This is a genomic window from Robiginitalea marina (assembly GCF_024006985.1).
Classification (GTDB): Bacteria; Bacteroidota; Bacteroidia; order Flavobacteriales; family Flavobacteriaceae; genus Robiginitalea; species Robiginitalea marina.
The window spans coordinates 81,764-104,845 of the sequence record NZ_JAMXIB010000003.1 but is presented as its reverse complement, the minus strand read 5'-3'; the positions used below and the strand labels follow the sequence as shown (position 1 = coordinate 104,845).

The window sequence follows — 23,082 nt, the reverse complement described above, 5'->3', positions numbered from 1 at the left end:
TAAACGGGTTTCTAACCGCTTTTTTACTACCTTTACTTTCCTAAAAATGTGTTGGCATGAATGCACTAAGTTTTTTTATGGCGATTGGACCCTGGCAGATAGCCATCATTGTTATGGTTGTGCTCCTGCTGTTTGGGGGAAAGAAAATCCCTGAATTGATGAGGGGGCTGGGAAGCGGTATCAAGGAATTCAAGGATGCCTCCCGGGAAGACGACAAGCTGGACGAGAAAAAAGACTAACCCTGTATAGGTTCCATAAGTTAAAGCATCCTTCGGGGATGCTTTTTTTATTCCCTGAACCCGGGGTCTGGCCTGTCCGCGAGGCCCTTTAATGTCGTCAAACCAGCTGCCTTTAACTTTCTAAAAACCACATATTTCCCTGCTACACGTCGAATTTATTTGGATTTACAACAAAAAAATACGATAGAAAAGGCTTTCGCGTACTTTCGGAACCTGGGATGTACCCTTCTTGTAAGGGCACCTGCCAAACCATCAGATCCATGGATATGAAGTTCCGGATGCCGCTCTGCATAGCAATCCTCCTGGTGCTCTTTTGCGCTGGGTCCCCTGTGTTTTCCCAATTGCAGGGTTCAGACGCCCTTGCCTCCCTCAATTTCGATGATTCGTCGTCAGGCACATCGCCTGTAATGACGCCCCGGCAGCAACCCATGAATTTCAGCGAAAAAGCTGCATCCATGGAGGTCCCCATAAGAAGCTTTTCCAGGTTAACGGGAGTCTCCAAAGGATTCTACCTCATTGTAGGGGCCTTTAAAGAGACCAAAAACATAAACCGGCTTGTGCAAAAATTATCCCGGAAGGGGCTTGAGGCCGGTAGTTTCGTCAACCCGGAGAACGACCTGAATTACGTTTATGCCGAACGGTATGAAAGTGGAGATGATGCCCTCAGCGCGGTCCAGACACAATTGGATGGCCGCTATTTGGGCGCGATTTGGATCCTTAGGGTAGAAAATAACCCACAGGCTCCCGGGGCCGTAGTCGTTGCGGAAGAAAAGGGGCCCCTGCTCCGGGAAATCCCCCTCGAAACAAGCGCCCCGGAACTCAGCCGCCCCCTGCAGGCTTCTCCCCCGCCCAGCGCCCCAACACAAGATAAAAGCGGTGCGTCGAACCAAATCCTGAAAAAAGCAAATGCCTATTTCAACAAGATGTGGTATGAAGAGGCTGCACAGTTATACGAACAGGCCCTTCTGCGCAATCCGGATCGCCAGGATCCTGAAATCATCGAAAAAGCAGCGGATGCCCATTATTTCAATTCCAACATGGAGCGGGCGTATTTCTGGTATGAGCACCTGTACGAAACGCGGAAAGAGGCCATGACCACGGAAGAACTTTTCAAATATGCACACGCCTCCAAGGGAATGGGAAAATATTCCCGCGCCCGAAGGCTGCTCAGGCTGTATGACAAGAAAGTTGAAAAAACCCCTGCAGGGAAACTGAGGAAAGAGGCTTTGCAGCAACGAGAGGCCATGCTCGACAATATCCTGGGCGCAGAAGACCTCTTTGAGATAAAGAACCTCGAGATCAATTCGAAATATTCCGATTTTGCCCCCATGTTCTATGGCAAAAAAGGCCTGGTATTTGCCTCCGCGGCAGATTCTTCTTTTTTCAAAACCCGTCGGTACCGTTGGAACAACCAGCCTTACCTCGACCTTTACGTGGCGAAAATGAATGAACAGACGGAAGAACTAAAATCAGCCGTCAAGTTCTCGAAGAAAATCAACACCAAGTACCACGAGGCTGCGGTTACCTTCTCCCCAGACCAGCAAACCATGTATTTTACCCGCAACAATTCCGGGGGCAAGCGTTTGAAAAGGGACAGAAATGGGGTCAATAACTTAAAATTATACCGGTCGCGCAATGTAGACGGCCAGTGGGGCGATGCCGAAGAACTGCCTTTCAATGGAGACGATTTCTCCACAGGCCACCCGGCCATGAGCCCTGACGGGAAGCAACTGTATTTTGTTTCCGACCGCCCCGGCACCATTGGCGACACCGACATTTTTGTGGTCGACATTTTTGAAGACGGATCCTTTTCCGAACCCAGAAACCTGGGCCCGAATATCAATACAGAGCAAAAGGAGTTATTCCCCTTCATCAGCGGAAACACCCTTTATTTCTCCTCTAACGGCCACCCGGGGCTCGGCGGTTTGGATGTTTTTGAAGCCACCTACGACCCTGAGGAAGGTTTCCTGGAGGCAAAAAATGCCGGAAAACCGGTGAATAGCAAAAATGACGATTTCTCCTTTATCATTGACGAATCCTCTCAAACGGGCTATTTCGCGTCGAACCGCCGGGGAGGAAAAGGGGATGATGACCTGTATTCCTTCAAAAGGCTGCTGCCTGAAGAAGCCAATAAAAACGCCATCAACGGGGTGGTTGCCGACCTGGTCACCGGGGAACACCTCCCCGAGGCCCTGGTGGAACTCCTCGATGAGAACCGGATAAAGCTCAAAGAGGTTGTTTCCGCAGCCGATGGCAGTTTTGTGTTCGAAGGCCTGGAAAGCCACACCAGGTACCAGCTGCGCATCCGCAAGGAGGCCTACGCCGAAGAAGTACAGCCCATACAAACCGGGGACAACGAAATGGTAACCGCTGAAGTGGCCCTAAACAGGCTGGAGGAATTGATCAATATCGAAGATGGCATCAGGAAGTTGCGCACAGAAACGGTTTATTTCGACTTTGACAAGTATTCCATCCGCCCTGATGCCGCCCGTGAACTGGACCATGTGGTGGAAACCATGAAACAGTACCCGTCCATGGTCATCAAAATAGAGTCTCATACCGATTCCCGCGGACCGGAGGCATACAATAAGTACCTGTCCGACAAACGCGCCAAGGCTACCCGCGATTACCTCATTCAGCATGGCATTGAAGCCAGTCGCATCGAAAGTGCCATCGGCTATGGGGAAGAACGGCTGTTAAACGTCTGTGACGGGTCGGTGGCCTGTTCGCCGAGTCAGCATCAGCTCAACCGCCGGTCTGAATTCATCGTTGTAAAAATGTAACCTCCATCCCCCAAAAGACTACGCCTTAAGCGCATCTTTTTCCGTCGGGGCTGCCCCCTTAGTCGAATACCTCATTACGCCTGCAGGCCTGAATGCCTGCAAAAAACACAAGTTTGCCCGATTTTTCGGTGTTTCATCTGACTTTTTGCGGTTGGGGTCGATTTCCTTCCCATTTTTGAAGGCTAATTTGACGCAAATCGTCCCATGGAGAAACTGCTGCTTGTCCGTGAAGGTTTTCTGGAGGCATTCCGCCATTGGGGAAACCTCATCCTCAAGAAACACTTTCGTGCGTTTTCCTGGTTTTGCTTTGCCCTTTGGGTACTCACCCTTTATGCATTCCTTTTCGGGGTTACCCGGGGGTTTGCGCTTTGATGGACCCCGAAGCCCAAAAAAACCCCTGCCAGTGCGGAAGGGGTTCTCTACATGCATTATTTGCGAAGTGCTCTAGTGAAACTGTATGGTTTTCATAATGGCCTCCAATTCAAACATATAATCGCGTTTGTTGGTGGCAGGGGCGAAGGTAAATCCCTCCAGCACCAGGAACCTGTTCCGCTCCTTATCATTGATGATGTAGGTTAAGAACGGGCCTGCCATGGGATAATTGACCACCTCCCAGATGCCCCGTACCTCAACGGCCTTCTTCCCGCCTATCTCGGCGGGAAAAATATAGGGGGCAAAAGCCTTTTCGGTGCCCATATACGTGGTTTTCCCGGGAACATCGGGGCCGGGAATATACATTTTCCCCACCGAATCCCGCATTTTGACAATATCCTGAACCAGAGTGGAATCCGACGAAAAGTTATTGCCCGGTAATTCATAGGCCACAATGTTCATGCTCCCTTTCTGGATCTCCCGGTCCATCCACACGAAATTTTCTTCCTGCTTACCCACCTTGTAGACAGAGGGAAGCCTGAGCGAGATCCCGAATTTTTCCTTCAGCAGGGTATCCTTGCTGAGGGAGCGCAAAAATCGCTCCTGGGCCTCTTCCATTTCCATGGCCTTGATTTCGGCTATAATCCGGTCTGCAGCCACTTCAATAGCGCCGAGGAGGGCAGAATCACTGGTCGCCTTAATCACGGCCAGTTTTTGAGGGGAGGCGTAGACATCCTCCTGGATTTGGGCCCCTTCAACACTGTCTTTCCCAACATAGAGTACCGCCCTTCGGTGCCGGGTGGTGCCCCGGAAAACACTCGGGGGCATGTGCTCCAAATTCAGGACGGGTTCATCCCAGGTCAGCCCCAGCACGGGTGCTGCAAAGTGTTCCCTGACCTTGTCCCCCACGGTCCCCTCCCATAGTTCGTTGTCCATCACTACGGCCAGGGTGTTCAGGGATCCCAGGGAAGCCGGTTTGTATTGTTTCTCGGGCTTTTCCTGGCAGGAAAACAGGGGAATGGCCACCAGGCAGGCTAGGAATAAGGATCTCATGGCAGTCGTCAGGTTTAGGGGGAACAGTTGCAAAGCTTCAATTTTGTCCCGGGTTTTATATCATTCCCGCGAATACCGTTCCATTCTCGTAGATTCTCCACAGTAATTCCCTGGTGCTTTTTCGAAATGGTCCAAAGGGAGTCTCCCTTTTCAACCACATACACTTGCAGGTCCTTTCCTGAAGTATTCCCTTCCGCCCCATTGGAACCGGAAGCCACGTCCTGGGAAACCACCGGTTTCCTCGGGTAAATGGTAAGCCTCTGCCCAACCCTGAGCATGTTCGACCTCAACCCATTCCACTGCTTGATCTGGCTTACCGTAACTCCATGGCGTTCCGCGATCTTTCCGAGATAATCGCCGCTACGGACCCGGTAGCGGATCTGTTCTTCTGCCTTTACATACTGCGGCAACGGGTTTTCGCGCGTGGCCAACTCCTTCTGAACCCTGGCATAAATGGCTTCCTCGTTGTTTACAAACACCCCGATGGAACGCCTGGGCAGGCGAAGGGTATATTCCTTCCCCGTGATCCCCGGGATAATCCCCAGCTTATAGGAGGGGTTGAGCACTTCTATCTCCTCCCGCGGCACCCCTGTGTATTTTGAAATCTGTTCAAAGGTAATGGTCGATTTCACCCGAAGGGTGTCGGTTTCAAAATAGGGCTCCCTTACTTCCGCAGGGGTAAGGCCATGCTCCCCGGCGTATTCAAAAAGATACATGGTGGCCAGGAAGGCAGGCACATAGCCGGCGGTTTCCCGGGGCAGGAAGGGGCGAAGGTTCCAGTAGTTTTCATACCCCCCTGATCGCCTGATCGCTTTGTTTACATTGCCCGGGCCCGAATTGTAGGCGGCCAGGGCCAGGTCCCAGTCGCCGAAAAGCTCGTAAAGCTTGGCGAGGTATCGGGCCGCGGCATCGGTAGACCGCTCCGGGTCGCTCCGTTCATCGACATAACTGCTTACCTGAAGGTCGTACATCCTTCCCGTGGTATACATGAATTGCCAGAGGCCGGTTGCCCCGACCCTCGACCTGGCCCTGGGGTTAAGGGCCGATTCCACGATGGCCAGGTATTTGATCTCCAGGGGAAGGTTGTATTGATCCAGGGTTTGCTCAAAAAGCGGGAAATAATACCGGCTTACCCCCAGCATGCGCTCCATGAGGTCCCGCTTATAGGTGAGGAAGTGGACGATAACGCGTTCCAGGGAAGGGTTATAGCTGATGTTGAAGGGTGTTTTCTCGTTCAGCAGCCTGAGGCGTTCCCGCAGTAGTTCCGTGTCGAGGGTCACCGGCTGGGCCGGCAGGGAATCGGGAGTGCCCGGGGTGTCGGAAGCCGCCTCCTGTACCTCCTGGTACATCTGGGCAAAATTTTCGCGGGCCGCCTGGAGCTCCATGATCCATAGGCTGTCGATCCGTGCTGCCTGAGGGTGGTCTTCCAGGGCCAGGGAATCTGTCACGACATCGGGCCCCGACAGTTCAGAGGAGCCCGCCGGGGAGGCAACCTCCTGCTGTGGCGGCGCAATACTGTCGGGTTCGACGTGTACCGGGGTCATATCCTGATCCTGGGCGCTCCCCAGGGAGATACAGAGCAAAGCCCCAAGGCATAGATACTTTTTCATGGGAAGTACTGGATTAACTTCTGTGAGGGCGAACTAAAATCGCATATTTTTAATTAAGAACGAAATTTTTTCCCATTAAGTACCCGGAACCCATTGGTTACTAAGTGATTCAGTCATTTTCAAGGATGGCTGCTATCCCCGGCAGGGTCTTTCCCTCCAGGCTTTCCAACATGGCGCCGCCCCCTGTGGAAACATAGCTCACCTGGTCCTGGAAACCGAACTGCTTCACTGCAGCCACAGAATCGCCTCCCCCCACCAGGGAAAAGGCTCCGTCCTTAGTTGCTTCGGCCACGTAATTGCCCACGGCTATGGTTCCAGCGGCAAATTTTTCCATTTCAAAAACCCCTACCGGGCCATTCCAAAGGATGGTCTTCGACTGCAAGATCACCTCCCTGAATTCCTCCAGTGTTTTAGGGCCTGCATCGAGCCCCTGCCAGCCCTCTTCAATAGCCGCTGCCGGCATCACGCGGGTTTTCGCGGTATTGCTAAAGTGGTCTGCCGCCACAACGTCAACCGGAAGATGCACCTTTACCCCTTTTTGACGGGCCTTTTCGAGGATGGAAAGGGCGAGATCCGTTTTGTCGGGCTCACAAATGGAGTCGCCGACTTTGCCCCCCTGTGCCAGGACGAAGGTGTACGTCATTCCCCCGCCTATGATCAAATGGTTGATTTTGTCGAGGATATTTTCGATTATGGTAATCTTGCTGGAAACCTTTGCCCCGCCCAGGATGGCGGTTACCGGTTTTTCCCCTGTTTTCATAACGGCCTCGATGGCCTTTATCTCGCCTGCCATCAAATAGCCGAAACATTTGTTTTTCCCGAAAAAGGAGGCTACCACGGTGGTGGAGGCGTGCGGCCGGTGGGCTGTGCCAAAGGCATCATTGACATAAATGTCGCCCCAGCGGGAAAGCTGCTCGGCAAAACCCCTGTCGCCTGCTTCTTCTTCCTTGTAAAACCGGAGGTTTTCCAGGAGTAGGACCTCCCCGGTTTTAAGGGCCGATACTGCGGAAGCCACCTCCGGGCCTATGCAGTCGGGCACAAACTTTACCTTCACCCCCAGGACTTCGGAAATCGTGTCGCAAATATGGGAAAGCGACATATCGGGGTTCTTTGTCCCCTTGGGCCTTCCCAGGTGGCTCATCAGGACAGCGCTCCCGCCATCTTCCAAAATTTTGATGATGGTGGGTTTTGCGGCCTCGATCCGATTGGTGTCAGTCACGTGAAAATCCTCATCCAGGGGCACGTTGAAGTCTACCCGGATCAGGGCCTTTTTATCTTTAAAATCGAAGTTGTCAATGGTTTTCATTCCTATGTGATTTGATCTGGATCCAAAAATAACCAATAATGGCCTGACCCCGCGTCCATAATTCGGATTTCAAAGGCGAAGGCCCAAATTATAGTATCTTTGGGGGTATGCGGTTTTCGGAGATCCTCGGACAAAATCACCTCAAACACCACCTGACTGCCAGTGCAGATGCGGGAAGGGTTCCCCACGCCCAGCTTTTTGTAGGGCCTGAAGGCTGCGGGGCGCTGGCAGTGGCCCTGGCTTATGCGCGATACCTGCTGTGCGGGCACCGGGGGGGAGAAAACAACGGCGACGCGGCCTGCGACATTAAGTGCCGGCAACTTACCCATCCTGATCTGCATTTCGCCTTTCCCGTTGCCAAATCGGAAAGCGCAAAAAGGCATCCGGTTAGCGACCACTACCTGGTCCAGTGGCGTGAGTTTGTCAGGGAACAACCCTATGGCAACCTCTTTGACTGGTACCGGGCCATCGGGATCGACAACAAACAGGGGCAGATCGGGGTGGACGAAGCCCAGGACATGGTAAAAAAATTAAGCCTTAAGGCTTACGAAGGCGGGTATAAAGTAATGATCGTCTGGATGGTGGAACGCCTGAATGCTTCGGCGGCAAACAAATTGCTCAAACTCATTGAGGAGCCCCCCCAGAAAACAGTGCTTCTTCTGGTTGCCGAAGATGAGTCCCAGCTCCTGCAAACCCTTCGCAGCCGTTGCCAGGTCTTGCATTTCCCGCCCCTTCCGGAATCCGTCATTGCCGATGGGCTGGTCGAAAAAGGAGCCGCACGGGACGAGGCCCTCAGGATTGCGCAGGAAGCCAATGGGAACTTTAACCGGGCCCTGGACCTTATGTTGCAGGACTCCGAGGATCTGGTTTTTGAGCAATGGTTCGTGCAATGGACCCGAACCGCGTTCAAAGCCAGGGGCAACAAGGCGTCGGTTCACGAGCTGATCCTGTGGAGCGACGAGGTCGCCAAAACCGGGCGCGAAACCCAAAAGAAATTCCTGGCCTACTGCCTTACCGTAATCCGGCAGGCCTTGCTGTTAAACTACGGGGCTGAGCCCCTGGTGTATCTTAAAATGAGGCAGCCCGACTTTCGCCTGGAGCGATTTGCTCCCTTCATCCATGAGAACAACATCCTGCCCATGTCCATCGAGCTGGAAAAGGCCCTGTACCATGTCAGCAGGAACGGGAACTCCCGGATGATCTTTACGGACCTTTCCATTAAACTAACCCGGCTGTTGCACCGCAAGGCCGGATAACCCCCTATCCGATGAACACTATTTTATCCCATGCAACCGAAATCCTGCTGCTGGCGTTCCTGGTGATCACCTTCCTGCAAAGCGGCCTGGACAAACTCCTGAACTGGAAGGGAAACCTGCAGTGGCTCCGGGGACATTTTTCCAAGAGTCCTTTGAAAGGGAGTGTTCCAGCCCTTTTGCTGGTGCTGACACTCACCGAGCTGCTGGCCGGAATTATTTCCGCAGGGGGCATTATCCAGTTGCTTTCCGGGGCCGGCACCCAGTGGGCCTTCTGGGGAGGCGTTACCTCCTGCATCGCCCTGCTGATGCTGCTCTTCGGCCAGCGGATAGCCCAGGATTATGCAGGGGCGCAAACCGTTGTCATCTATTTTGTGCCTGCCGTATTCCTTGTTTTCCTCCTGCAGCCATAAAAAACCCGGCCCTGTAGGGGGCCGGGCCGTACTATTGAAGGTTGTGGTTACTTCGGATTCGCCTCGTTCAAAACCTTGAGGACTTCTTCCGTAATGTCCTGCTTTTCATCTCCATAGAGTACGCTTCCGCCTTCTCCCCCGGTAAGGATATATGTAAAGCCGTTGGCCTTCCCATATTCCTTTACGGCCTTCCTGACCTGCTGGACCACGCTATCCATCTTCATCTGCCCCATCCGTTGCATCTGTTGCTCTTCCTGCTGCAGTTGCTGGCCGACCATTTGTCCCTTTTGCTGGAACAACCCGAATTCCTCCTGTGCCTTTTGCTCTGACATGGTTTTGGTCCGGTTTTGAAGCTCCTGGGCTTCGAGCTGAAACACCTGTGAAATACTATCCCTTTTCCTTGAAAACACCTCTGACCTCCGCTGGTATTCCGCTTCAACGTCCTGTTTCTTCTGATATCCGTCCATCAGCTTTACGTTGTCTACGTAGCCGATTTTTTGCTGCTGGCAGCTGAGCAATAAAAGGGCTGCAAAAAGCCCCATAAAATTTTTCATTTCGTTCTTGTTAAATATTAGCGCGTGCTAAAATAGCAAAGCTTTTGGTACGGCCTGTTGTTGTGGCTGGAATTCTTTGAATTCCCCCTGTTTCACCAAAGCGGCCAGCCCTGAGTTGTTTACGCGGGCTTTTTTTCACCTGCCCGCCGGTTCCGGGGCCGAACAGCCGATGGGGGTACTGGGGCGAAAGGGGTTTACAGCCCCCAAAAAGCTTCTATTTTACTGGATATTAATACTTTATCGGCTTTTATCCGCTTTGTGCAAAATATAAATATGTGACGAATATTCCTTTTGGAAACACCCGAAAAGGTTAGATACAGCCCCCCAGAACATCCCTTTTAAAGGGGCCACAGCGCTCCCGCGATACTTTTCGGACATCCAGCTGATGTAAAAGGCATCGAGCCAAAGGGGCCTGACTGAAACCAGGCGGTACCCGAAAGGCTCCACAAGGGGGGGTATCGCCTCCCTGGAAAAGTGCCAAAGGTGGCGGGGGACATCGTAGGCCGCCCAATACGACTTGTAATGACGTGCATCAAGGGACCTGAAATTGGGAAGTGCCAATACAAGCCATCCCCCGGGCTTTAAAAGGCCGGAAATATCCCGGAGGCTTCCTTCCGGATCGGGCAGGTGCTCCAGCACATGCCAAAGCGTGATCACATCGAAAAGGCTTCCGTTCACCTCCTGGAGCCCTGTATAGAGCCCGACACCCTTTTCAGCTGCCCTCCCCCTTGCAGCCGGGCTGGGTTCGATTCCGAAGGTTTGCCACCCACGTCCTCCCATATAGCGCACAAAATCCCCTGTTCCGGCACCGATATCCAGCAGAGCGCCTTTCGGGCCGGCAAAGGACTCGATCAAACGGCGCTTCTTCCACAGGTTAATGCGTTTGGCGCCCTGATATAACTTTTCTGAAATGGAAGAAGCCCCATCGGTATGGGAAATGTACTGCGGGGTTTCGTAATAGGGGGCAGGGTCCTCCGGGGCCGGAACCGTTCTGAGTGCTTTCCCGCCTACAGCCCAGACCAGGTCGAATTCCTCCCCGCTAACCAAATAGTCTTTTGTTTGGATATATGTCTTTTCCTGCATGACCGGCTCCCCGCGACGGGGTGTTAATGTCCTGGTTATACCATCCGCCTATGTGTTCCACGTGGAACTATCTCCCGAGATAGACCAGCAAAACACTGATGTCGCTCGGTGAAACACCACTTATCCTTGAGGCCTGAGAGACCGTGGCCGGACGAATCGCAGAAAGCTTTTCCCGTGCTTCGAACGAAAGGGAGGAGAGCTTGTCGTATTCAAAATCATCCGGGATCTTTAAATGTTCCAGACGCTGCAATTTGTCGGCATTGTTTCGTTCCTTCTCAATGTACCCGGAATATTTGACCTCAATTTCGGCCTGCTCCTGCACCTCCTCATCCATTTCATGGTCCGCGACGAAGGTAGCGACCCCCTCCAGGCGCATTAAATGCGACATTTGCACTTTAGGTCGCGAAAAAACCTTGAAGAGCTTGTCGCCCTGAGCCACTTTCCTGGAGCCCACTTCCTCCAGGATGGGGTTGATTTGGTCGGGCACGAAACTAGTATCCTTAAAGAACTGCACGAGTTCCTGGGACTTTTCCTTTTTCTGCAGCATCCGGCGCATCCTATCCTCCCCGGCAAGGCCCAGGGCATACGACCGCTCCGTAAGCCTGAGGTCTGCATTATCCTGGCGCAGGAGGGTGCGGTATTCGGCCCGGGAAGTAAACATGCGATACGGTTCCTCGGTCCCTTTGGTAATCAGGTCGTCAATAAGCACCCCGATATAGGCTTCATCCCTGCGCAATAGAAAAGGCTCCTTCTCATTTACCTTCAGATGCGCATTGATTCCAGCCATCAGGCCCTGTGAAGCAGCCTCCTCATAACCTGTGGTGCCGTTAATTTGTCCGGCAAAATACAGGTTTCCGATCAGCTTGGTCTCCAGGGTATGTCTCAATTGGGTGGGGGGGAAATAATCATATTCTATAGCATACCCCGGCCGGAAGAGCTTTACTTTCTCAAATCCGGCTACCGATCGCAAGGCCCGAAACTGCACGTCTTCAGGCAGCGAAGTGGAAAAGCCGTTAACATAGACCTCCACTGTCTCCCAGCCTTCGGGCTCCACAAAAATCTGATGGCGCTCCTTTTCGTGAAACCGGTGGATTTTGTCTTCAATGGAAGGGCAATACCTGGGGCCTGTGCTTTGAATATTCCCATTAAACATGGGGGAACGATCAAATCCCTCCCTCAATAAATCATGGACCTCCGGGCTGGTATAGGTCATGTGGCAGGGTAATTGCCGCTGCAACAAGGGGGTTTCAGTATATGAAAACCTTCCAGGGGCCTCATCCCCGGGCTGCGGGACCATGCGGGAATAATCCAGGCTGCGGCCGTCGACCCTGGGCGGGGTGCCGGTTTTCATCCGTCCTGAAGCAAAGCCAAACCCTAACAGCTGCTCCGTAATACCCCTGGCGGCGCTTTCCCCTGCCCGGCCACCACCAAACTGCTTTTCGCCTATATGGATCAGTCCGTTCAAAAACGTCCCATTGGTAAGGATCACGGACTTCCCGTAGATGTCTATGCCGAGGGAGGTCCGAACCCCCACGACCTTATCCTGCTCGATAAGCAATTCACGAACCATCTCCTGGTAGAAATCCAGGTTGGGGGTAGCTTCCAGGGCAAGCCGCCAATGTTCTGCAAAACGCATCCTGTCATTCTGTGTCCTCGGACTCCACATGGCAGGCCCCTTGCTTTTGTTAAGCATTTTAAACTGGATGGCCGAACGGTCCGACACAATACCCGAATACCCGCCCAGCGCATCGATCTCCCGAACAATCTGTCCTTTCGCAATACCCCCCATGGCCGGATTACAGGACATTTGTCCGATGGTCTGTAGGTTCATGGTAACCAGGAGTGTCCTGGATCCCATATTCGCCGCGGCAGCCGCGGCCTCACACCCGGCGTGACCGCCGCCCACTACAATTACATCATATTTCTCCCCAAACATAGCCTCAATGTTTCACGTGGAACAATACCAGGCATTCCTCTTCCCTGGCCCGCATTCCCGCCTTTTCTTTTTCGGAATGGTCGGTATATCCCATCAGGTGCAATACGCCGTGGATCATCACCCTCCTGACTTCCTCTTCGAAAGCAACCCCCAGCTGCTCAGCATTATCTCTAATGCGGTCTACCGAGAGAAAAAGGTCCCCTTTCAACTCCGTGGGGGTGCCATAATCAAAAGTGAGGATGTCAGTATAATAATCATGGTCAAGATAGTTCCGGTTCATTTCCAACAAGGCCTCGTCGTCACAAAAAATATAATCCAGCCCTGAGACCTTGCGCCCGGCCCTTGAAACACTCTTCAAAATCCAATCGGTATATTTGTCTTCCTCCCCGAGCTTAAAGTCGGTTTGGTAGTGATAGCGTATCATTCTCCCTGAAATATTCTTTAACCTTTTCCCTGTATTTTCTGCGCAAAGGTAAGGCCTCCCGGTTTAATAGTTCACTCTCCGCCCCCTTTCTCTCAAACGGTTCCGGTTTATCAAATACCGGGGCCGAAAACTGATCGCGGTTTACCCGGCTTTGCCGCTCTTCGGTTTCGCCCTGTTCCACGGACGCATTCTCGAGCTTAAGCAACTGTTGCCGGATGCGGTTTAGCCGTTCGGCTGTCCGTTCGGTTATACCACTCGACAAAATATCGTTCTCAAACAACTCCATTTCCCTGGCAATTTGCTCTGCCAGCTTCCTGTCGGTTTCCATCATATCCTCCAGTTGCTTTTCCAGTGCCGCCCGTATCTGTTGTTGCCGCTTATATATCTCGTATATGCGGCTGTATTCTGCTTCGGAAAAGCCCCCTGAGCCCTCCTGCCCGCTTTGTCCTCCCCCTTGGCCGGATGGGTTCTTCCCGCCCTTTCCAGGGCCCTTGCCCTCTTTATTTCCTTCGCGCTCCCCTTCTCCGTCAGCATCGCCTTTTCCCTTCCCCTGTTGGCCGTCTTCTCCGGGCGACTTCCCGGGCTTGGAGCCCTGCCCCTGGCCCTCACCCATCATTTTCTGCAACTGTTCCTGGTTTTGGATGATATCCGGTAGTTGAAAATCGCCGCCTGCACCGCTGCCGCTACCCGGCATAAGGGATTCCATCATATTATCGAGGATATCGGCAAGAAAGGCCGCCAATTCGTTGGTGGCCGTTACCACGTACTGCTGGTACGACAGTCCCTTATACCAATCACCATTGCCGTGGGCCTCCAGTGCCCTGTCTATATTGTAATACACCTCCGTGATCTGCGTGTTAATAAGCTCTGAAAGCTCTGCCCTTCGCAGGGAAAGGGCAAAAAGACTGTCGTCCACATGGCCAAACAGGTCCCTGAGTTGTTGCTGCTTCCTAACGTCCCCCGGTTGTGACAACCCCTGTTCGCCCTCCCTTCGCATCCCCTCGAAAAGCGCTTCCTGCTCCAGCGAAAAAATAACGAGGTTGTCGAGGATCTGCCGAAGCATTTCCGTGTCTTCCTCGAGGCTTTGGGCTCCTCCCATGGCAGCCCCTGCTCCGAGTTGGCCAGACAGTTCTTTCATTTTGCGGGCAGCCGACTTCTGCTTATTCCGTACCTGCCCGTCATTCTTGTCTTGCGGCTCTTCTTCCCCGCCCTTAATGCCGTCGAGGGCTTCCTGCTGATCTTTGGCGGCGGATTGCTCCTTTTCCTGATCGCGTTTCCAGGGCAATGGCTTCTTCAAGGCTGCGTTCTGTTCCTCCAGCCGCTCCAGGGCCTCCCGTAAGGCATCAAATGCCTTATTTGCTTCTTCCTGCTCCCCTTTGCCCCGTTGTTCCGACAGCGGCTTATCCGACAGGGCCTGTTGCTTCTCCGCGAGTTTTTCCAGTTCCCCTTGCAGTTGTCTGGACTTTTCCTGCACCAGGTACCGGCGGGTAAGCTCCAATAGCTGTTCAAGGCTCCGCTCCCTGCTGTTCTGGGTTTTGGAGTACTCTTCGAGGCGCTCCTGCAATTCCTCCCCCTCGAGCTGGTCCAATACCTTCTGGAGCTCATCCATCAGCTCGGCGTTCTTCCTCGCCTCGAGTTCCTGTCGCTCAAGGCGCTCCTGCAATAGCTCATCTTCAGGGGATTTTTCCCCTGCGTCCATTCGCTCCGAAACTTCCCTGCTGAACTTTTCCATCAGCCGTTCCTGTTGTTCCTGCCGGCTCAGGAAGTTTCGCAACTTTTGCTTGTCCTCAAACCGCAGGGAGCCGTCTTCCCTCTGGGTTCGCCTGAATTCCTCGAGGCCCTCCCTGATTTCCTTTTGTCCCTTCTCCGTGTTTTCCAAACCTTCGAGCGCTTTCTCCTGCTCCTCAAGCAACCGCTTGCGGAGGGTTTCTCCCGAAAGTAATTTCAGGGGAAACTCCCTGCTGGTAGTGGTCTTTCCCCCATGTTGCCGGTCGTTGTCCACCACCTGGAAAAAAAGGGTATAATCCGTTTCCGGGTTTACCTGAAGCCCTGACGGGAAGGTATAGTAAAACCGATGCAAGGTGGTCTTCGGGGCCCCTACGTCCAAAACCTGGACTTCGCCCGGTTTACCGTCCGGATAACAGAAAACCTTAAGCGATGTGATTCCATGATCGTCCGAAACCTCTCCGGCGAAGTAATACAGGTTCGGGTTCAGGGAATCCCGTTCCATGCGTACCACCAGTTCCGGGGATTCATCCCGGATCACCTCAACCTGATATTCAAGCTTATCAAACTCCTGAAAATCAGCATTTGAAGCGCTTATTGCGTATTTCATGCCACTCCAGAACCGCCTTTTGAAGGATGCCCCGCGCTCCGCCACGCTCCTGAGAACCGTATCGGCATCGGAATACACCAGGGTGTCGGCATGTACGGCCCCTATCTTCCAGGTAATCCGGCTACCTTCAGGAACTACCAGGTTCCCGCTCCCTGTTATCGTTTCCCGCTCCAGCGAAAGGTATTCAGGATACTCCACCTGCATTTCAAAACGGTCTATCAGGGGTACGCGCATCACTTCCAGCCGGTATTCCGCCGAGGTAATGCCCCCGCCTTCCAGATAAAAGGATACCGGTGTCAGGGGAGGCACAAAGGTGTGTTCAAAATGATCCCCAAAATCTTCCAGGATTACCTGCTTCCCCCCGATTACCGCGCGTACCGACTCCGGCTGCAACCTGCCAGGGGTGCGCACCTTAAGGACAAAAGGTTGGTCTTCCCGCCCTTTCAGGGTTGCGTTTAGCACTTCAAAGCGAAATGGCGCCGGGGGGTCATAAGCCATGCCATAATTTACCACCCGCTCATAGGACCGCATAAATTCCACCCCCTTGCCACTTATCCAGATCAGCGCCATAAGGGCCAGTGGGATACCGGCATACCGCCAATACTTCCAGGCTTCGCCCATCCTGACCGCCTGGGGGAAGGGGATCCTTTGAAGGGCCCTGGACCGCTGTTCTATGCTGGCCTCCAACAATTCCGATTTTTCCCGGCTTTCCGCCAGTTCGAGCAGGTTATACAAGCGGTCGCTTACCTCGGGAAAATGCCTGCCGATCAGGCGTGACCCTTCCTTGGGGGTCAACCCCTTTTTTAATCGGAAAAGCCTGAGGAGCGGATCAGCCACATACCTTCCCAGAAAGAAGAGCTCAACCAGGGTCCCCAGGACCAAAAGCCCCGTCCTGACTCCGGGGGATAACCAAAGGAAATACTCCAGCGCTCCGATCAGGAGGAATACCAGGCCCCCGAAAAAAAGGAACAGGAAACTTCCCTTTATGATCTGTCGCCGGTAGTACCGGGAAATGAAGGCCTGGAGTTTGTCCAGTATGCCCTGATAAGCGTCCAAATTATTATCTTTAGTACCAAGATAATGTGATGTCCGTAAACCCCGGGCCAAAAACATGTTAAAACGCCCTATGGCCTCGCTGAAATACCTCGCTGCCCTAAGCATCCCGCTGACTGCTTTTATAGGCATCTCAGAAGGCGGTGCCCTTACTTTTCTTACGCCGGTGTATGCCTTTGTGCTTATTCCCATACTTGAAATCATGCTCCCGCAGGATGCCTCAAACCTTCCCCCCGATGGGAGTGAAAAAGTAGCCGGAAACCGGGTTTATGACTGGATGCTATACGCCAATGTCCCTATTGTTTTCGGGCTCCTGTGGTTGGCGGGTTCAACGGTAACCCATGGCGCTGCCACCGGGTGGGAGTACGTGGGGATCGCCATTTCCCTGGGGATTGCCCTTGGGACCAACGGTATCAATGTAGGCCACGAACTGGGCCACCGGCAAGGTTCCCCGGAGCGCTTTCTGGGCAAGCTCCTGCTCCTTCCCAGTTTCTACATGCACTTCTACATCGAACACAACTATGGCCACCACCTGAACGCTGCCACCCCCGAAGACCCGGCAACCGCCAGGTACAACCAATCTGTATACAGCTTTTGGGCGAGCGCGGTGGCCGGACAGTACCGCAGCGCCTGGCGCATACAGGCCGACCTGCTCCGAAGGGCAGGGAAAGGATTCTTCTCGCTCCAAAACGACATGTTCTGGTACCTGGTTATCAGCGCTGCCTACCTGGTCCTGTTGTACTTCTTTTTTGGCCCCGTGGGCCTTGTATTGCTTACCTGTGCGGGGATAATCGGGTTCCTGCTGCTGGAAACAGTTAATTACATTGAGCACTACGGGCTTTTGAGGCAAAAACTTCCCTCTGGACGCTATGAAAGGGTAAGGGAAATCCATTCGTGGAACAGCAACCATATCGTGGGGCGCATCGTCCTTTATGAGCTTACCAGGCATAGCGACCACCACTATAAATCCTCAAAAAAATACCAGGTGCTCGATTACCACGAGCGCTCGCCGGACCTGCCTTTTGGGTACCCTACTTCCATGGTCCTCTCCCTGGTCCCGCCCCTGTGGTTCCGGATCATGAACCCCCGAATCCCCGAAGCCATGAAACCGGCCTGAGCTTCCTTGCCAGTTTATGGTTCCTCCCTATCTTTGCCTGAGAAAAAACGGTTATGAACCAGACGGTGCGCGTTCGTTTTGCCCCAAGTCCCACGGGGCCTTTACATATTGGGGGGGTCCGTACCGCCCTGTTCAACTACCTGTTTGCAAAAAAACACGGGGGGAGCTTCCTGCTGCGCATCGAGGACACCGACCAGAACCGCTTTGTTCCGGGGGCTGAAGAATATATCGTGGAATCCCTGGAATGGCTGGGAATCCCCTTTGATGAAGGCCCTGGGCGGGATGGGGGTTTCGGCCCCTACAGGCAAAGCGAACGCAAGCATTTGTATTCCGCCTATGCGCAACAATTGGTGGAAACCTCCTGGGCTTACTACGCCTTTGATACCCCTGAAGAACTGGATGGCCTCCGGATGGCCTCCGAAGCAGAAGGCAAAACCTTCACCTACAACTGGGAAACCCGGGAAGGCCTGAAAAATTCCCTGACCCTTGACCAGGAGGAAGTAGCCGCCCTGCTCAAACAGGGAGCCCCCTACGCCATTCGTTTCCAATGGCCGCTCGATACGGTCATCACCCTGAAGGACCTTATCCGCGGGGAGATCCGGATAGACGGCAATACCCTCGACGACAAGGTGCTTTTCAAAAGCGACGGGATGCCTACCTACCACCTGGCGAACATCGTGGACGACCACCTGATGGAAATCAGCCACGTTATCCGCGGGGAGGAATGGCTTCCCTCCCTGGCACTGCACTTTCAATTATACAAAGCCTTCGGCTGGGAGCCCCCGCAGTTCGCCCACCTGCCGCTGATCATGAAACCCCAGGGCAAGGGGAAGCTCAGCAAAAGGGATGGGGAAAAAATGGGATTTCCGGTATTTCCCCTTCAATGGCAAGACAGCCCCGGCTATCGGGAGAGCGGCTACTTCCCGGAAACCGTGGTTAATTTCCTGGCCTTACTGGGGTGGAACCCGGGAACGGAACAGGAACTGTTTTCCAGGGAAGAGCTCGTGCAGGCCTTTGACCTGGACCGGGTCCAGAAATCCGGGGCCCGCTTCGACCCGGAAAAAAACAAATGGTATAACCACCAATACCTGCAGGCCAAACCCATTTCAGACCTGGTCCCGCTGTTCCGTACCGTACTTACCGGACACGGGGTGGAAGCAGATTCTTTTTCAGACGCCTACCTCGCACAGGTAGTTGGCCTGATCAGGGATAGGGCGTCCTTTGTCCACGAGTTCTGGGGCCTGGGATCGTATTTCTTCCAGGCGCCAACCGAATTTGACCCCAAAGCCGTAAGCAAACAGTGGAAGGAGGGCACCCCGGAATTAATGCGTTCGCTGGCTGCCGAACTCACGGCGATAACCCCATTTACCGCTGCGGATATCGAAAAGGCCGTAACCGGATGGATTCAGAACAACGGGCTTTCTTTCGGCCAGGTCATGCCCCCGCTGCGGCTGGTACTGGTAGGGGCGCTGCAGGGACCGCACCTCTATGAGATTATGGAACTGATCGGAAAGGAGCAGACCCTGACCCGGATCCAATACGCCCTGGAGTCGCTGTAATCCCTTGCCGGGGCTGTAACATTTTAGGCCAAAGGACGACCTATTTCAGGGACTCTTCGTACCTTAAAACCATAATCAACACACATAAGCTATGGCAAATCTTTTCTTTTGGGTGCCATTTATCGCCCTTGGCATCCTGCTGCTGTTCTGGTCTTTTTTTGTGGTGAAACAACAAACCGCGGTGGTTGTTGAACGCTTTGGTCGGTTTCACAGCATCCGGAATTCCGGGCTGCAGATGAAAATCCCCCTGGTTGATCGCATCGCGGGCAAATTAAGCCTGAAGATCCAGCAGCTCGATGTGATTGTAGAGACCAAGACACTCGATGATGTCTTTGTAAAGCTGAAGGTTTCCGTTCAATATGTGGTTATCCGCGACAAGGTCTATGATGCCTTCTATAAACTGGAGTATCCGCACGAACAAATTACTTCCTATGTGTTTGACGTGGTGCGGGCCGAGGTCCCCAAGATGAAACTCGATGACGTTTTTGTGAAAAAAGACGATATCGCCATTGCCGTAAAGTCCGAGTTACAGGACGCCATGCTCGATTACGGGTATGACATCATCAAAACCCTGGTCACCGATATCGACCCGGATGCCCAGGTAAAGGCTGCAATGAACCGGATCAACGCCTCGGAACGCGAGAAGATCGCAGCCCAGTTCGAAGGGGATGCGGCGCGTATCCTGATTGTGGAAAAGGCCAAGGCAGAAGCGGAAAGCAAACGCCTGCAGGGCCAGGGTATCGCCGATCAACGCCGGGAAATCGCGCGGGGCCTTGAAGAATCGGTGGAGGTGTTGAACAAAGTAGGCATCAATTCCCAGGAAGCTTCCGCCCTGATCGTCGTCACCCAACATTACGACACCCTCCAGGCCATAGGGGAAGAAACCAATACCAACCTTATCCTGCTTCCCAATTCCCCCCAGGCGGCCAGCGATATGCTAAACAATATGGTGGCTTCCTTTACCGCGAGCAATCAGATCGGGGAGGCAATGAAGCAGCAGAAAAAGGATGCTGAAGGCAAGAATAAAGGGCAGGCCACTTAGCCTCTTGGGTGTGGCCGCCCTTTGAAAAAGCCCAGTCCGCCGGGGAGCTATCCCCGTATTTTCCTAAGGAGGTAGCCCATTGCCCAGGAGAAAAGAAATTTTTTGAGCACGTCGCCCCCAACCAGATCCGAAAGGAGCTCCCGGGGTTCGAGGCTTTCCTTCAGGTTGCGGAAATCGGCCTTGAGTTCCTCGGCTGCAATGTCGCGTTTCAGTTCAAGGATGGTAAGGTCCCTGTCTATTTCCTTAAAAGAAGTGTAGTGCCAGTCTTTCATTCCCCGTCAAAATAATAAGCTGAAAACCGTTTGAGCAGGGCCGACTGTAGCCTGCCCCTAAGGGCAAATGCCAGGGCCCCTAAAAGCACATAGAGCCCCCCCACCATCAAAAAGCCATGCGTTGGGTTGCCCAGGAGGTCCCCCAGGGCAAAGGAGCCGGCAATGGACAGGAAGAAAAGCGCCAGCAATCCGAACATCCCCAGGACCAGGGCCAGGGCCAGGGCATAAAAGGATTTCATTACAAATTTGAACGTCCTGAGCCGGTAGTAGTCTACCGTGCTGTCAATGTATTCCCGGGTGGCCCTCTGAGAATCGGACCAATCTTCCTTTAACTGCTCGAAAGCCATTTTCTATTTTTGAAATTTGGCGTTTTCCTTACGGAGTTCCTCCAGGCGACGCTCCAGTCCTGCCAGGACATCATCGGCCCGGTGGCTGAATTTTGAAATGGCCTCATCGAGGCTCTTCTCAAACTCCTTATGCTGCTTGCGCGCAGAAGTTTCCACCTGCTTGCGGGCCTCAGAGACCCGTTCCTTTATTTCATCGGCGCCTTCCCGGGCCTTCTCCTTCAGGCGCTCCCGCGTTTTGGTTCCCTCGTCAGGGGCATACAGGATCCCGACGCCCGCACCGATAACGGCACCTACCAGCAAAGCCAGCACCACCGATCCGCTATCATTTGCCATAGTTTTTGGTATTTGTTGGTTAAACAATTTTTTACGAGCCTATAAGATAGTGAATTTCCGAGGAGCAGGAAAGGAAAACGGCCACGGAAAGCGGCCCCTTCCAGAAGGCCTGCCGGGGTACCCAGGCAGGGAAATTGGCCAACCCCTTTAAACCAGACTCCTGAAGCCTCTTTCGTCCGATTTAGCATACTTCGACCCGGCTTCCGGAAAATCCCCGATTAAACCGCCTTATTTTAAGTCGTTTTTAATAGTTCGCATCAATGGCGCGGAGGATTTTCATAGGGCATAGCTATTCCTCGTTTTGTTCGAGTTTTGCCCAGGTATCCCTCAGGGTTGCGGTGCGGTTAAAGACCAGGTTCCCCGGGGTACTGTCGGGGTCCAAACAGAAATATCCCATGCGCTGGAACTGAAACCGGTCGCCCGGTTGGGCTGTGGCCAACCCGGGTTCCACTTTGGCCCGTACCAGGGTCAGGGATTCCGGGTTGATAAATTCAAGGAAGTCGCGGTCTTTATGGGAATCCGGGGTAGGGTCTGAAAAGAGCCGGTCGTAAAGGCGAACTTCCGCCTCTATGGCGTGCGGGGCCGAAACCCAGTGCAGGGTGCCCTTCACCTTGCGCAGGCTCTCTTCCGTCCCGCTGCCGCTTTTGCTCTTCGGGTCGTAGGTGCAATGGATCTCAAGGATATTCCCCCCGGCATCCTTCCTCACCTCCTCGGCCTTGATGATGTAGGCGTTTTTCAAGCGCACCTCCCCCCCGAGCCTGAGCCGGAAAAACTTTCGGTTTGCCTCTTCACGAAAATCGTCCCGTTCAATATACAGTTCCCTGGAAAACGGGATTTCCCGCGATCCCGCCTGGGGATCTTCCGGGTTGTTTTCCGCTTCAAGCCACTCGACCTTCGCCTCTTCATAATTGGTAATTACGAGCCTGATCGGATCGAGGACAGCCATCACCCTGGGGGCGACCCGGTTCAGGTGTTCCCTCATGTGGAAGTCCAGCAGGGCCACATCCACCACATTATCCCTTTTGGCAATTCCAATGGTTTGGGCGAAGTTCCTCAGGGCTTCGGGCGTGCACCCCCTCCTGCGCAACCCGGAAATGGTGGGCATCCTCGGGTCGTCCCACCCCTTGACGAACCCCTGCTGCACCAACTGCAGCAGCTTCCTTTTGCTCACCACGGTGTGGCTGAGGTTTCGGCGGGCAAATTCGCGTTGCTTCGGCCTGACCTTATCAAATTCTACCACTTGGTCTAAAAACCAGTCGTAGAGCTCCCGGTGCGGGGCAAATTCGAGGGTACAGAGGCTGTGGGACACTTGTTCAATGTAATCGCTCTCCCCGTGGGTCCAGTCGTACAACGGGTAAATACACCATTCGGTATTAGTGCGGTGGTGCGATCGGTGCAAGATCCGGTACATGACGGGGTCGCGCATCAGCATGTTAGGGGAAGCCATGTCTATCCGTGCCCGAAGCACATGAGCGCCCTCCGGAAACTCTCCGGCCTTCATTTTCCGGAATAACTCCAGGTTTTCCGCAACACTCCGGTCCCGATACGGGCTTGCGACCCCCGCTTCGGTGGGTGTCCCCTTTTGTTTGGCGATATCCTCTGACTTCTGGCTGTCGACATAGGCCTTCCCGGCCCGAATAAGGTCCTCGGCCCAATCGTATAGTTGCTGGAAATAATCTGAGGCGTAACATTCCTTTGCCCAGGAGTAGCCCAGCCACTCCACATCGAGCTTGATCGCATCTACGTACTCCTGTTCTTCCTTGGTAGGGTTGGTATCATCGAAACGAAGGTTCACCGGGGCGCCATACCGAAGTCCAAGCCCAAAATTCAAGCATATCGAACTCGCGTGCCCGATATGCAGATACCCGTTTGGCTCCGGGGGAAACCGGAACCGCAAGAGCTCCTTTTTAAAGCCGTTCCGCAGGTCCTCCTCAATAAGGTGTTCCAGAAAATTCAGGGGTTTTCCCGACTCGCTCATATGTGGTGCATTCAGGCGGT

At 53.5% G+C, this 23,082-nt stretch carries 20 protein-coding genes; 8 read left to right on the top strand and 12 right to left on the bottom strand.

Annotated features, from left to right (window positions below; genetic code table 11):
- The first annotated feature begins 56 nt into the window (after positions 1-56).
- From NG653_RS05090 to NG653_RS05080, 3 genes are all read left to right on the top strand, one after another.
- Entirely contained in the window at positions 57-239 is a 183-nt protein-coding gene (locus NG653_RS05090) for a twin-arginine translocase TatA/TatE family subunit (RefSeq protein WP_252740598.1), read from the top strand.
- A gap of 260 nt (positions 240-499) precedes the next feature.
- Positions 500-3,022 carry an OmpA family protein gene (locus NG653_RS05085; protein WP_252740597.1) on the top strand — a complete coding sequence of 841 codons (2,523 nt, stop codon included), beginning with the start codon at positions 500-502 and terminating at the stop codon, positions 3,020-3,022.
- Between the two features lie 204 nt (positions 3,023-3,226).
- The gene (locus NG653_RS05080; RefSeq protein ID WP_252740596.1) at positions 3,227-3,394 is read left to right on the top strand and encodes a DUF6747 family protein; all 168 of its coding nucleotides are present in this window, start codon (positions 3,227-3,229) and stop codon (positions 3,392-3,394) included.
- Positions 3,395-3,466: 72 nt separating this feature from the next.
- Here the strand turns inward: NG653_RS05080 and NG653_RS05075 are convergent, their stop codons facing one another.
- The 3 genes from NG653_RS05075 to NG653_RS05065 all read right to left on the bottom strand — a co-directional run bounded on the left by NG653_RS05075 (position 3,467) and on the right by NG653_RS05065 (position 7,363).
- Positions 3,467-4,447: a DUF4837 family protein gene (locus NG653_RS05075; protein WP_252740595.1), complete on the bottom strand. Its 981-nt coding sequence runs from the start codon at positions 4,445-4,447 to the stop codon at positions 3,467-3,469.
- A gap of 14 nt (positions 4,448-4,461) precedes the next feature.
- The gene (locus NG653_RS05070; RefSeq protein ID WP_252740594.1) at positions 4,462-6,057 is read right to left on the bottom strand and encodes a lytic transglycosylase domain-containing protein; all 1,596 of its coding nucleotides are present in this window, start codon (positions 6,055-6,057) and stop codon (positions 4,462-4,464) included.
- Between the two features lie 109 nt (positions 6,058-6,166).
- On the bottom strand, positions 6,167-7,363 hold the full coding sequence (locus NG653_RS05065; protein ID WP_252740593.1) for a phosphoglycerate kinase: 1,197 nt from the start codon (positions 7,361-7,363) through the stop codon (positions 6,167-6,169).
- A 107-nt stretch (positions 7,364-7,470) separates the two neighbouring features.
- Here NG653_RS05065 and NG653_RS05060 point away from each other — a divergent pair, with 107 nt between their 5' ends.
- Together NG653_RS05060 and NG653_RS05055 are read left to right on the top strand one after the other, a co-directional pair.
- Positions 7,471-8,619 (top strand): DNA polymerase III subunit, encoded by a 1,149-nt coding sequence (locus tag NG653_RS05060; RefSeq protein ID WP_252740592.1) that lies wholly within the window; start codon positions 7,471-7,473, stop codon positions 8,617-8,619.
- An 11-nt stretch (positions 8,620-8,630) separates the two neighbouring features.
- A complete protein-coding gene (locus tag NG653_RS05055) occupies positions 8,631-9,029 on the top strand; it encodes a DoxX family protein (protein WP_252740591.1) in 399 nt (132 codons plus the stop codon).
- 47 nt (positions 9,030-9,076) lie between these two features.
- Here the strand turns inward: NG653_RS05055 and NG653_RS05050 are convergent, their stop codons facing one another.
- From NG653_RS05050 to NG653_RS05030, 5 genes are all read right to left on the bottom strand, one after another.
- Positions 9,077-9,583 (bottom strand): OmpH/Skp family outer membrane protein, encoded by a 507-nt coding sequence (locus NG653_RS05050; protein WP_252740590.1) that lies wholly within the window; start codon positions 9,581-9,583, stop codon positions 9,077-9,079.
- 237 nt (positions 9,584-9,820) lie between these two features.
- On the bottom strand, positions 9,821-10,666 hold the full coding sequence (locus NG653_RS05045) for a class I SAM-dependent methyltransferase (protein WP_252740589.1): 846 nt from the start codon (positions 10,664-10,666) through the stop codon (positions 9,821-9,823).
- A 67-nt stretch (positions 10,667-10,733) separates the two neighbouring features.
- Positions 10,734-12,602: a tRNA uridine-5-carboxymethylaminomethyl(34) synthesis enzyme MnmG gene (gene mnmG, locus NG653_RS05040; RefSeq protein WP_252740588.1), complete on the bottom strand. Its 1,869-nt coding sequence runs from the start codon at positions 12,600-12,602 to the stop codon at positions 10,734-10,736.
- A gap of 4 nt (positions 12,603-12,606) precedes the next feature.
- A complete protein-coding gene (gene ybeY, locus NG653_RS05035) occupies positions 12,607-13,026 on the bottom strand; it encodes an rRNA maturation RNase YbeY (RefSeq protein WP_252740587.1) in 420 nt (139 codons plus the stop codon).
- Positions 12,995-16,417, bottom strand: a complete 3,423-nt coding sequence (locus NG653_RS05030; RefSeq protein ID WP_252740586.1) for a hypothetical protein — start codon at positions 16,415-16,417, stop codon at positions 12,995-12,997. Before NG653_RS05030 ends, ybeY begins: the two co-directional genes overlap by 32 nt.
- 70 nt (positions 16,418-16,487) lie before the next feature.
- Here NG653_RS05030 and NG653_RS05025 point away from each other — a divergent pair, with 70 nt between their 5' ends.
- From NG653_RS05025 to NG653_RS05015, 3 genes are all read left to right on the top strand, one after another.
- Positions 16,488-17,531, top strand: coding sequence for an alkane 1-monooxygenase (locus NG653_RS05025; protein ID WP_252740585.1), 1,044 nt, complete (start codon positions 16,488-16,490; stop codon positions 17,529-17,531).
- Between the two features lie 53 nt (positions 17,532-17,584).
- Positions 17,585-19,090: a glutamate--tRNA ligase gene (gene gltX, locus NG653_RS05020; RefSeq protein WP_252740584.1), complete on the top strand. Its 1,506-nt coding sequence runs from the start codon at positions 17,585-17,587 to the stop codon at positions 19,088-19,090.
- Positions 19,091-19,181: 91 nt separating this feature from the next.
- Complete coding sequence (locus NG653_RS05015) at positions 19,182-20,132, top strand: SPFH domain-containing protein (RefSeq protein ID WP_252740583.1); 951 nt, start codon at positions 19,182-19,184, stop codon at positions 20,130-20,132.
- 47 nt (positions 20,133-20,179) lie between these two features.
- Here the strand turns inward: NG653_RS05015 and NG653_RS05010 are convergent, their stop codons facing one another.
- The 4 genes from NG653_RS05010 to NG653_RS04995 all read right to left on the bottom strand — a co-directional run bounded on the left by NG653_RS05010 (position 20,180) and on the right by NG653_RS04995 (position 23,062).
- Entirely contained in the window at positions 20,180-20,404 is a 225-nt protein-coding gene (locus NG653_RS05010) for a DUF6327 family protein (protein WP_252740582.1), read from the bottom strand.
- Positions 20,401-20,751, bottom strand: a complete 351-nt coding sequence (locus NG653_RS05005; protein ID WP_252740581.1) for a phage holin family protein — start codon at positions 20,749-20,751, stop codon at positions 20,401-20,403. The genes NG653_RS05010 and NG653_RS05005 overlap by 4 nt, the downstream gene beginning before the upstream one ends.
- A gap of 3 nt (positions 20,752-20,754) precedes the next feature.
- Complete coding sequence (locus NG653_RS05000; RefSeq protein ID WP_252740580.1) at positions 20,755-21,084, bottom strand: YtxH domain-containing protein; 330 nt, start codon at positions 21,082-21,084, stop codon at positions 20,755-20,757.
- A gap of 289 nt (positions 21,085-21,373) precedes the next feature.
- The gene (locus NG653_RS04995) at positions 21,374-23,062 is read right to left on the bottom strand and encodes a glutamine--tRNA ligase/YqeY domain fusion protein (RefSeq protein WP_252740579.1); all 1,689 of its coding nucleotides are present in this window, start codon (positions 23,060-23,062) and stop codon (positions 21,374-21,376) included.
- Between the last annotated feature and the right edge of the window lie 20 nt (positions 23,063-23,082).

What these genes read in the sequence shown, in the direction of transcription:
- NG653_RS05090 (WP_252740598.1), top strand. Translation starts at nt 57, where the DNA reads ATGAATGCACTAAGTTTTTTTATGGCGATTGGACCCTGGCAGATAGCC.
- NG653_RS05085 (WP_252740597.1), top strand. Translation starts at nt 500, where the DNA reads ATGGATATGAAGTTCCGGATGCCGCTCTGCATAGCAATCCTCCTGGTG.
- NG653_RS05080 (WP_252740596.1), top strand. Translation starts at nt 3,227, where the DNA reads ATGGAGAAACTGCTGCTTGTCCGTGAAGGTTTTCTGGAGGCATTCCGC.
- NG653_RS05075 (WP_252740595.1), bottom strand. Translation starts at nt 4,447, where the DNA reads ATGAGATCCTTATTCCTAGCCTGCCTGGTGGCCATTCCCCTGTTTTCC.
- NG653_RS05070 (WP_252740594.1), bottom strand. Translation starts at nt 6,057, where the DNA reads ATGAAAAAGTATCTATGCCTTGGGGCTTTGCTCTGTATCTCCCTGGGG.
- NG653_RS05065 (WP_252740593.1), bottom strand. Translation starts at nt 7,363, where the DNA reads ATGAAAACCATTGACAACTTCGATTTTAAAGATAAAAAGGCCCTGATC.
- NG653_RS05060 (WP_252740592.1), top strand. Translation starts at nt 7,471, where the DNA reads ATGCGGTTTTCGGAGATCCTCGGACAAAATCACCTCAAACACCACCTG.
- NG653_RS05055 (WP_252740591.1), top strand. Translation starts at nt 8,631, where the DNA reads ATGAACACTATTTTATCCCATGCAACCGAAATCCTGCTGCTGGCGTTC.
- NG653_RS05050 (WP_252740590.1), bottom strand. Translation starts at nt 9,583, where the DNA reads ATGAAAAATTTTATGGGGCTTTTTGCAGCCCTTTTATTGCTCAGCTGC.
- NG653_RS05045 (WP_252740589.1), bottom strand. Translation starts at nt 10,666, where the DNA reads ATGCAGGAAAAGACATATATCCAAACAAAAGACTATTTGGTTAGCGGG.
- mnmG (WP_252740588.1), bottom strand. Translation starts at nt 12,602, where the DNA reads ATGTTTGGGGAGAAATATGATGTAATTGTAGTGGGCGGCGGTCACGCC.
- ybeY (WP_252740587.1), bottom strand. Translation starts at nt 13,026, where the DNA reads ATGATACGCTATCACTACCAAACCGACTTTAAGCTCGGGGAGGAAGAC.
- NG653_RS05025 (WP_252740585.1), top strand. Translation starts at nt 16,488, where the DNA reads ATGGCCTCGCTGAAATACCTCGCTGCCCTAAGCATCCCGCTGACTGCT.
- gltX (WP_252740584.1), top strand. Translation starts at nt 17,585, where the DNA reads ATGAACCAGACGGTGCGCGTTCGTTTTGCCCCAAGTCCCACGGGGCCT.
- NG653_RS05015 (WP_252740583.1), top strand. Translation starts at nt 19,182, where the DNA reads ATGGCAAATCTTTTCTTTTGGGTGCCATTTATCGCCCTTGGCATCCTG.
- NG653_RS05010 (WP_252740582.1), bottom strand. Translation starts at nt 20,404, where the DNA reads ATGAAAGACTGGCACTACACTTCTTTTAAGGAAATAGACAGGGACCTT.
- NG653_RS05005 (WP_252740581.1), bottom strand. Translation starts at nt 20,751, where the DNA reads ATGGCTTTCGAGCAGTTAAAGGAAGATTGGTCCGATTCTCAGAGGGCC.
- NG653_RS05000 (WP_252740580.1), bottom strand. Translation starts at nt 21,084, where the DNA reads ATGGCAAATGATAGCGGATCGGTGGTGCTGGCTTTGCTGGTAGGTGCC.
- NG653_RS04995 (WP_252740579.1), bottom strand. Translation starts at nt 23,062, where the DNA reads ATGAGCGAGTCGGGAAAACCCCTGAATTTTCTGGAACACCTTATTGAG.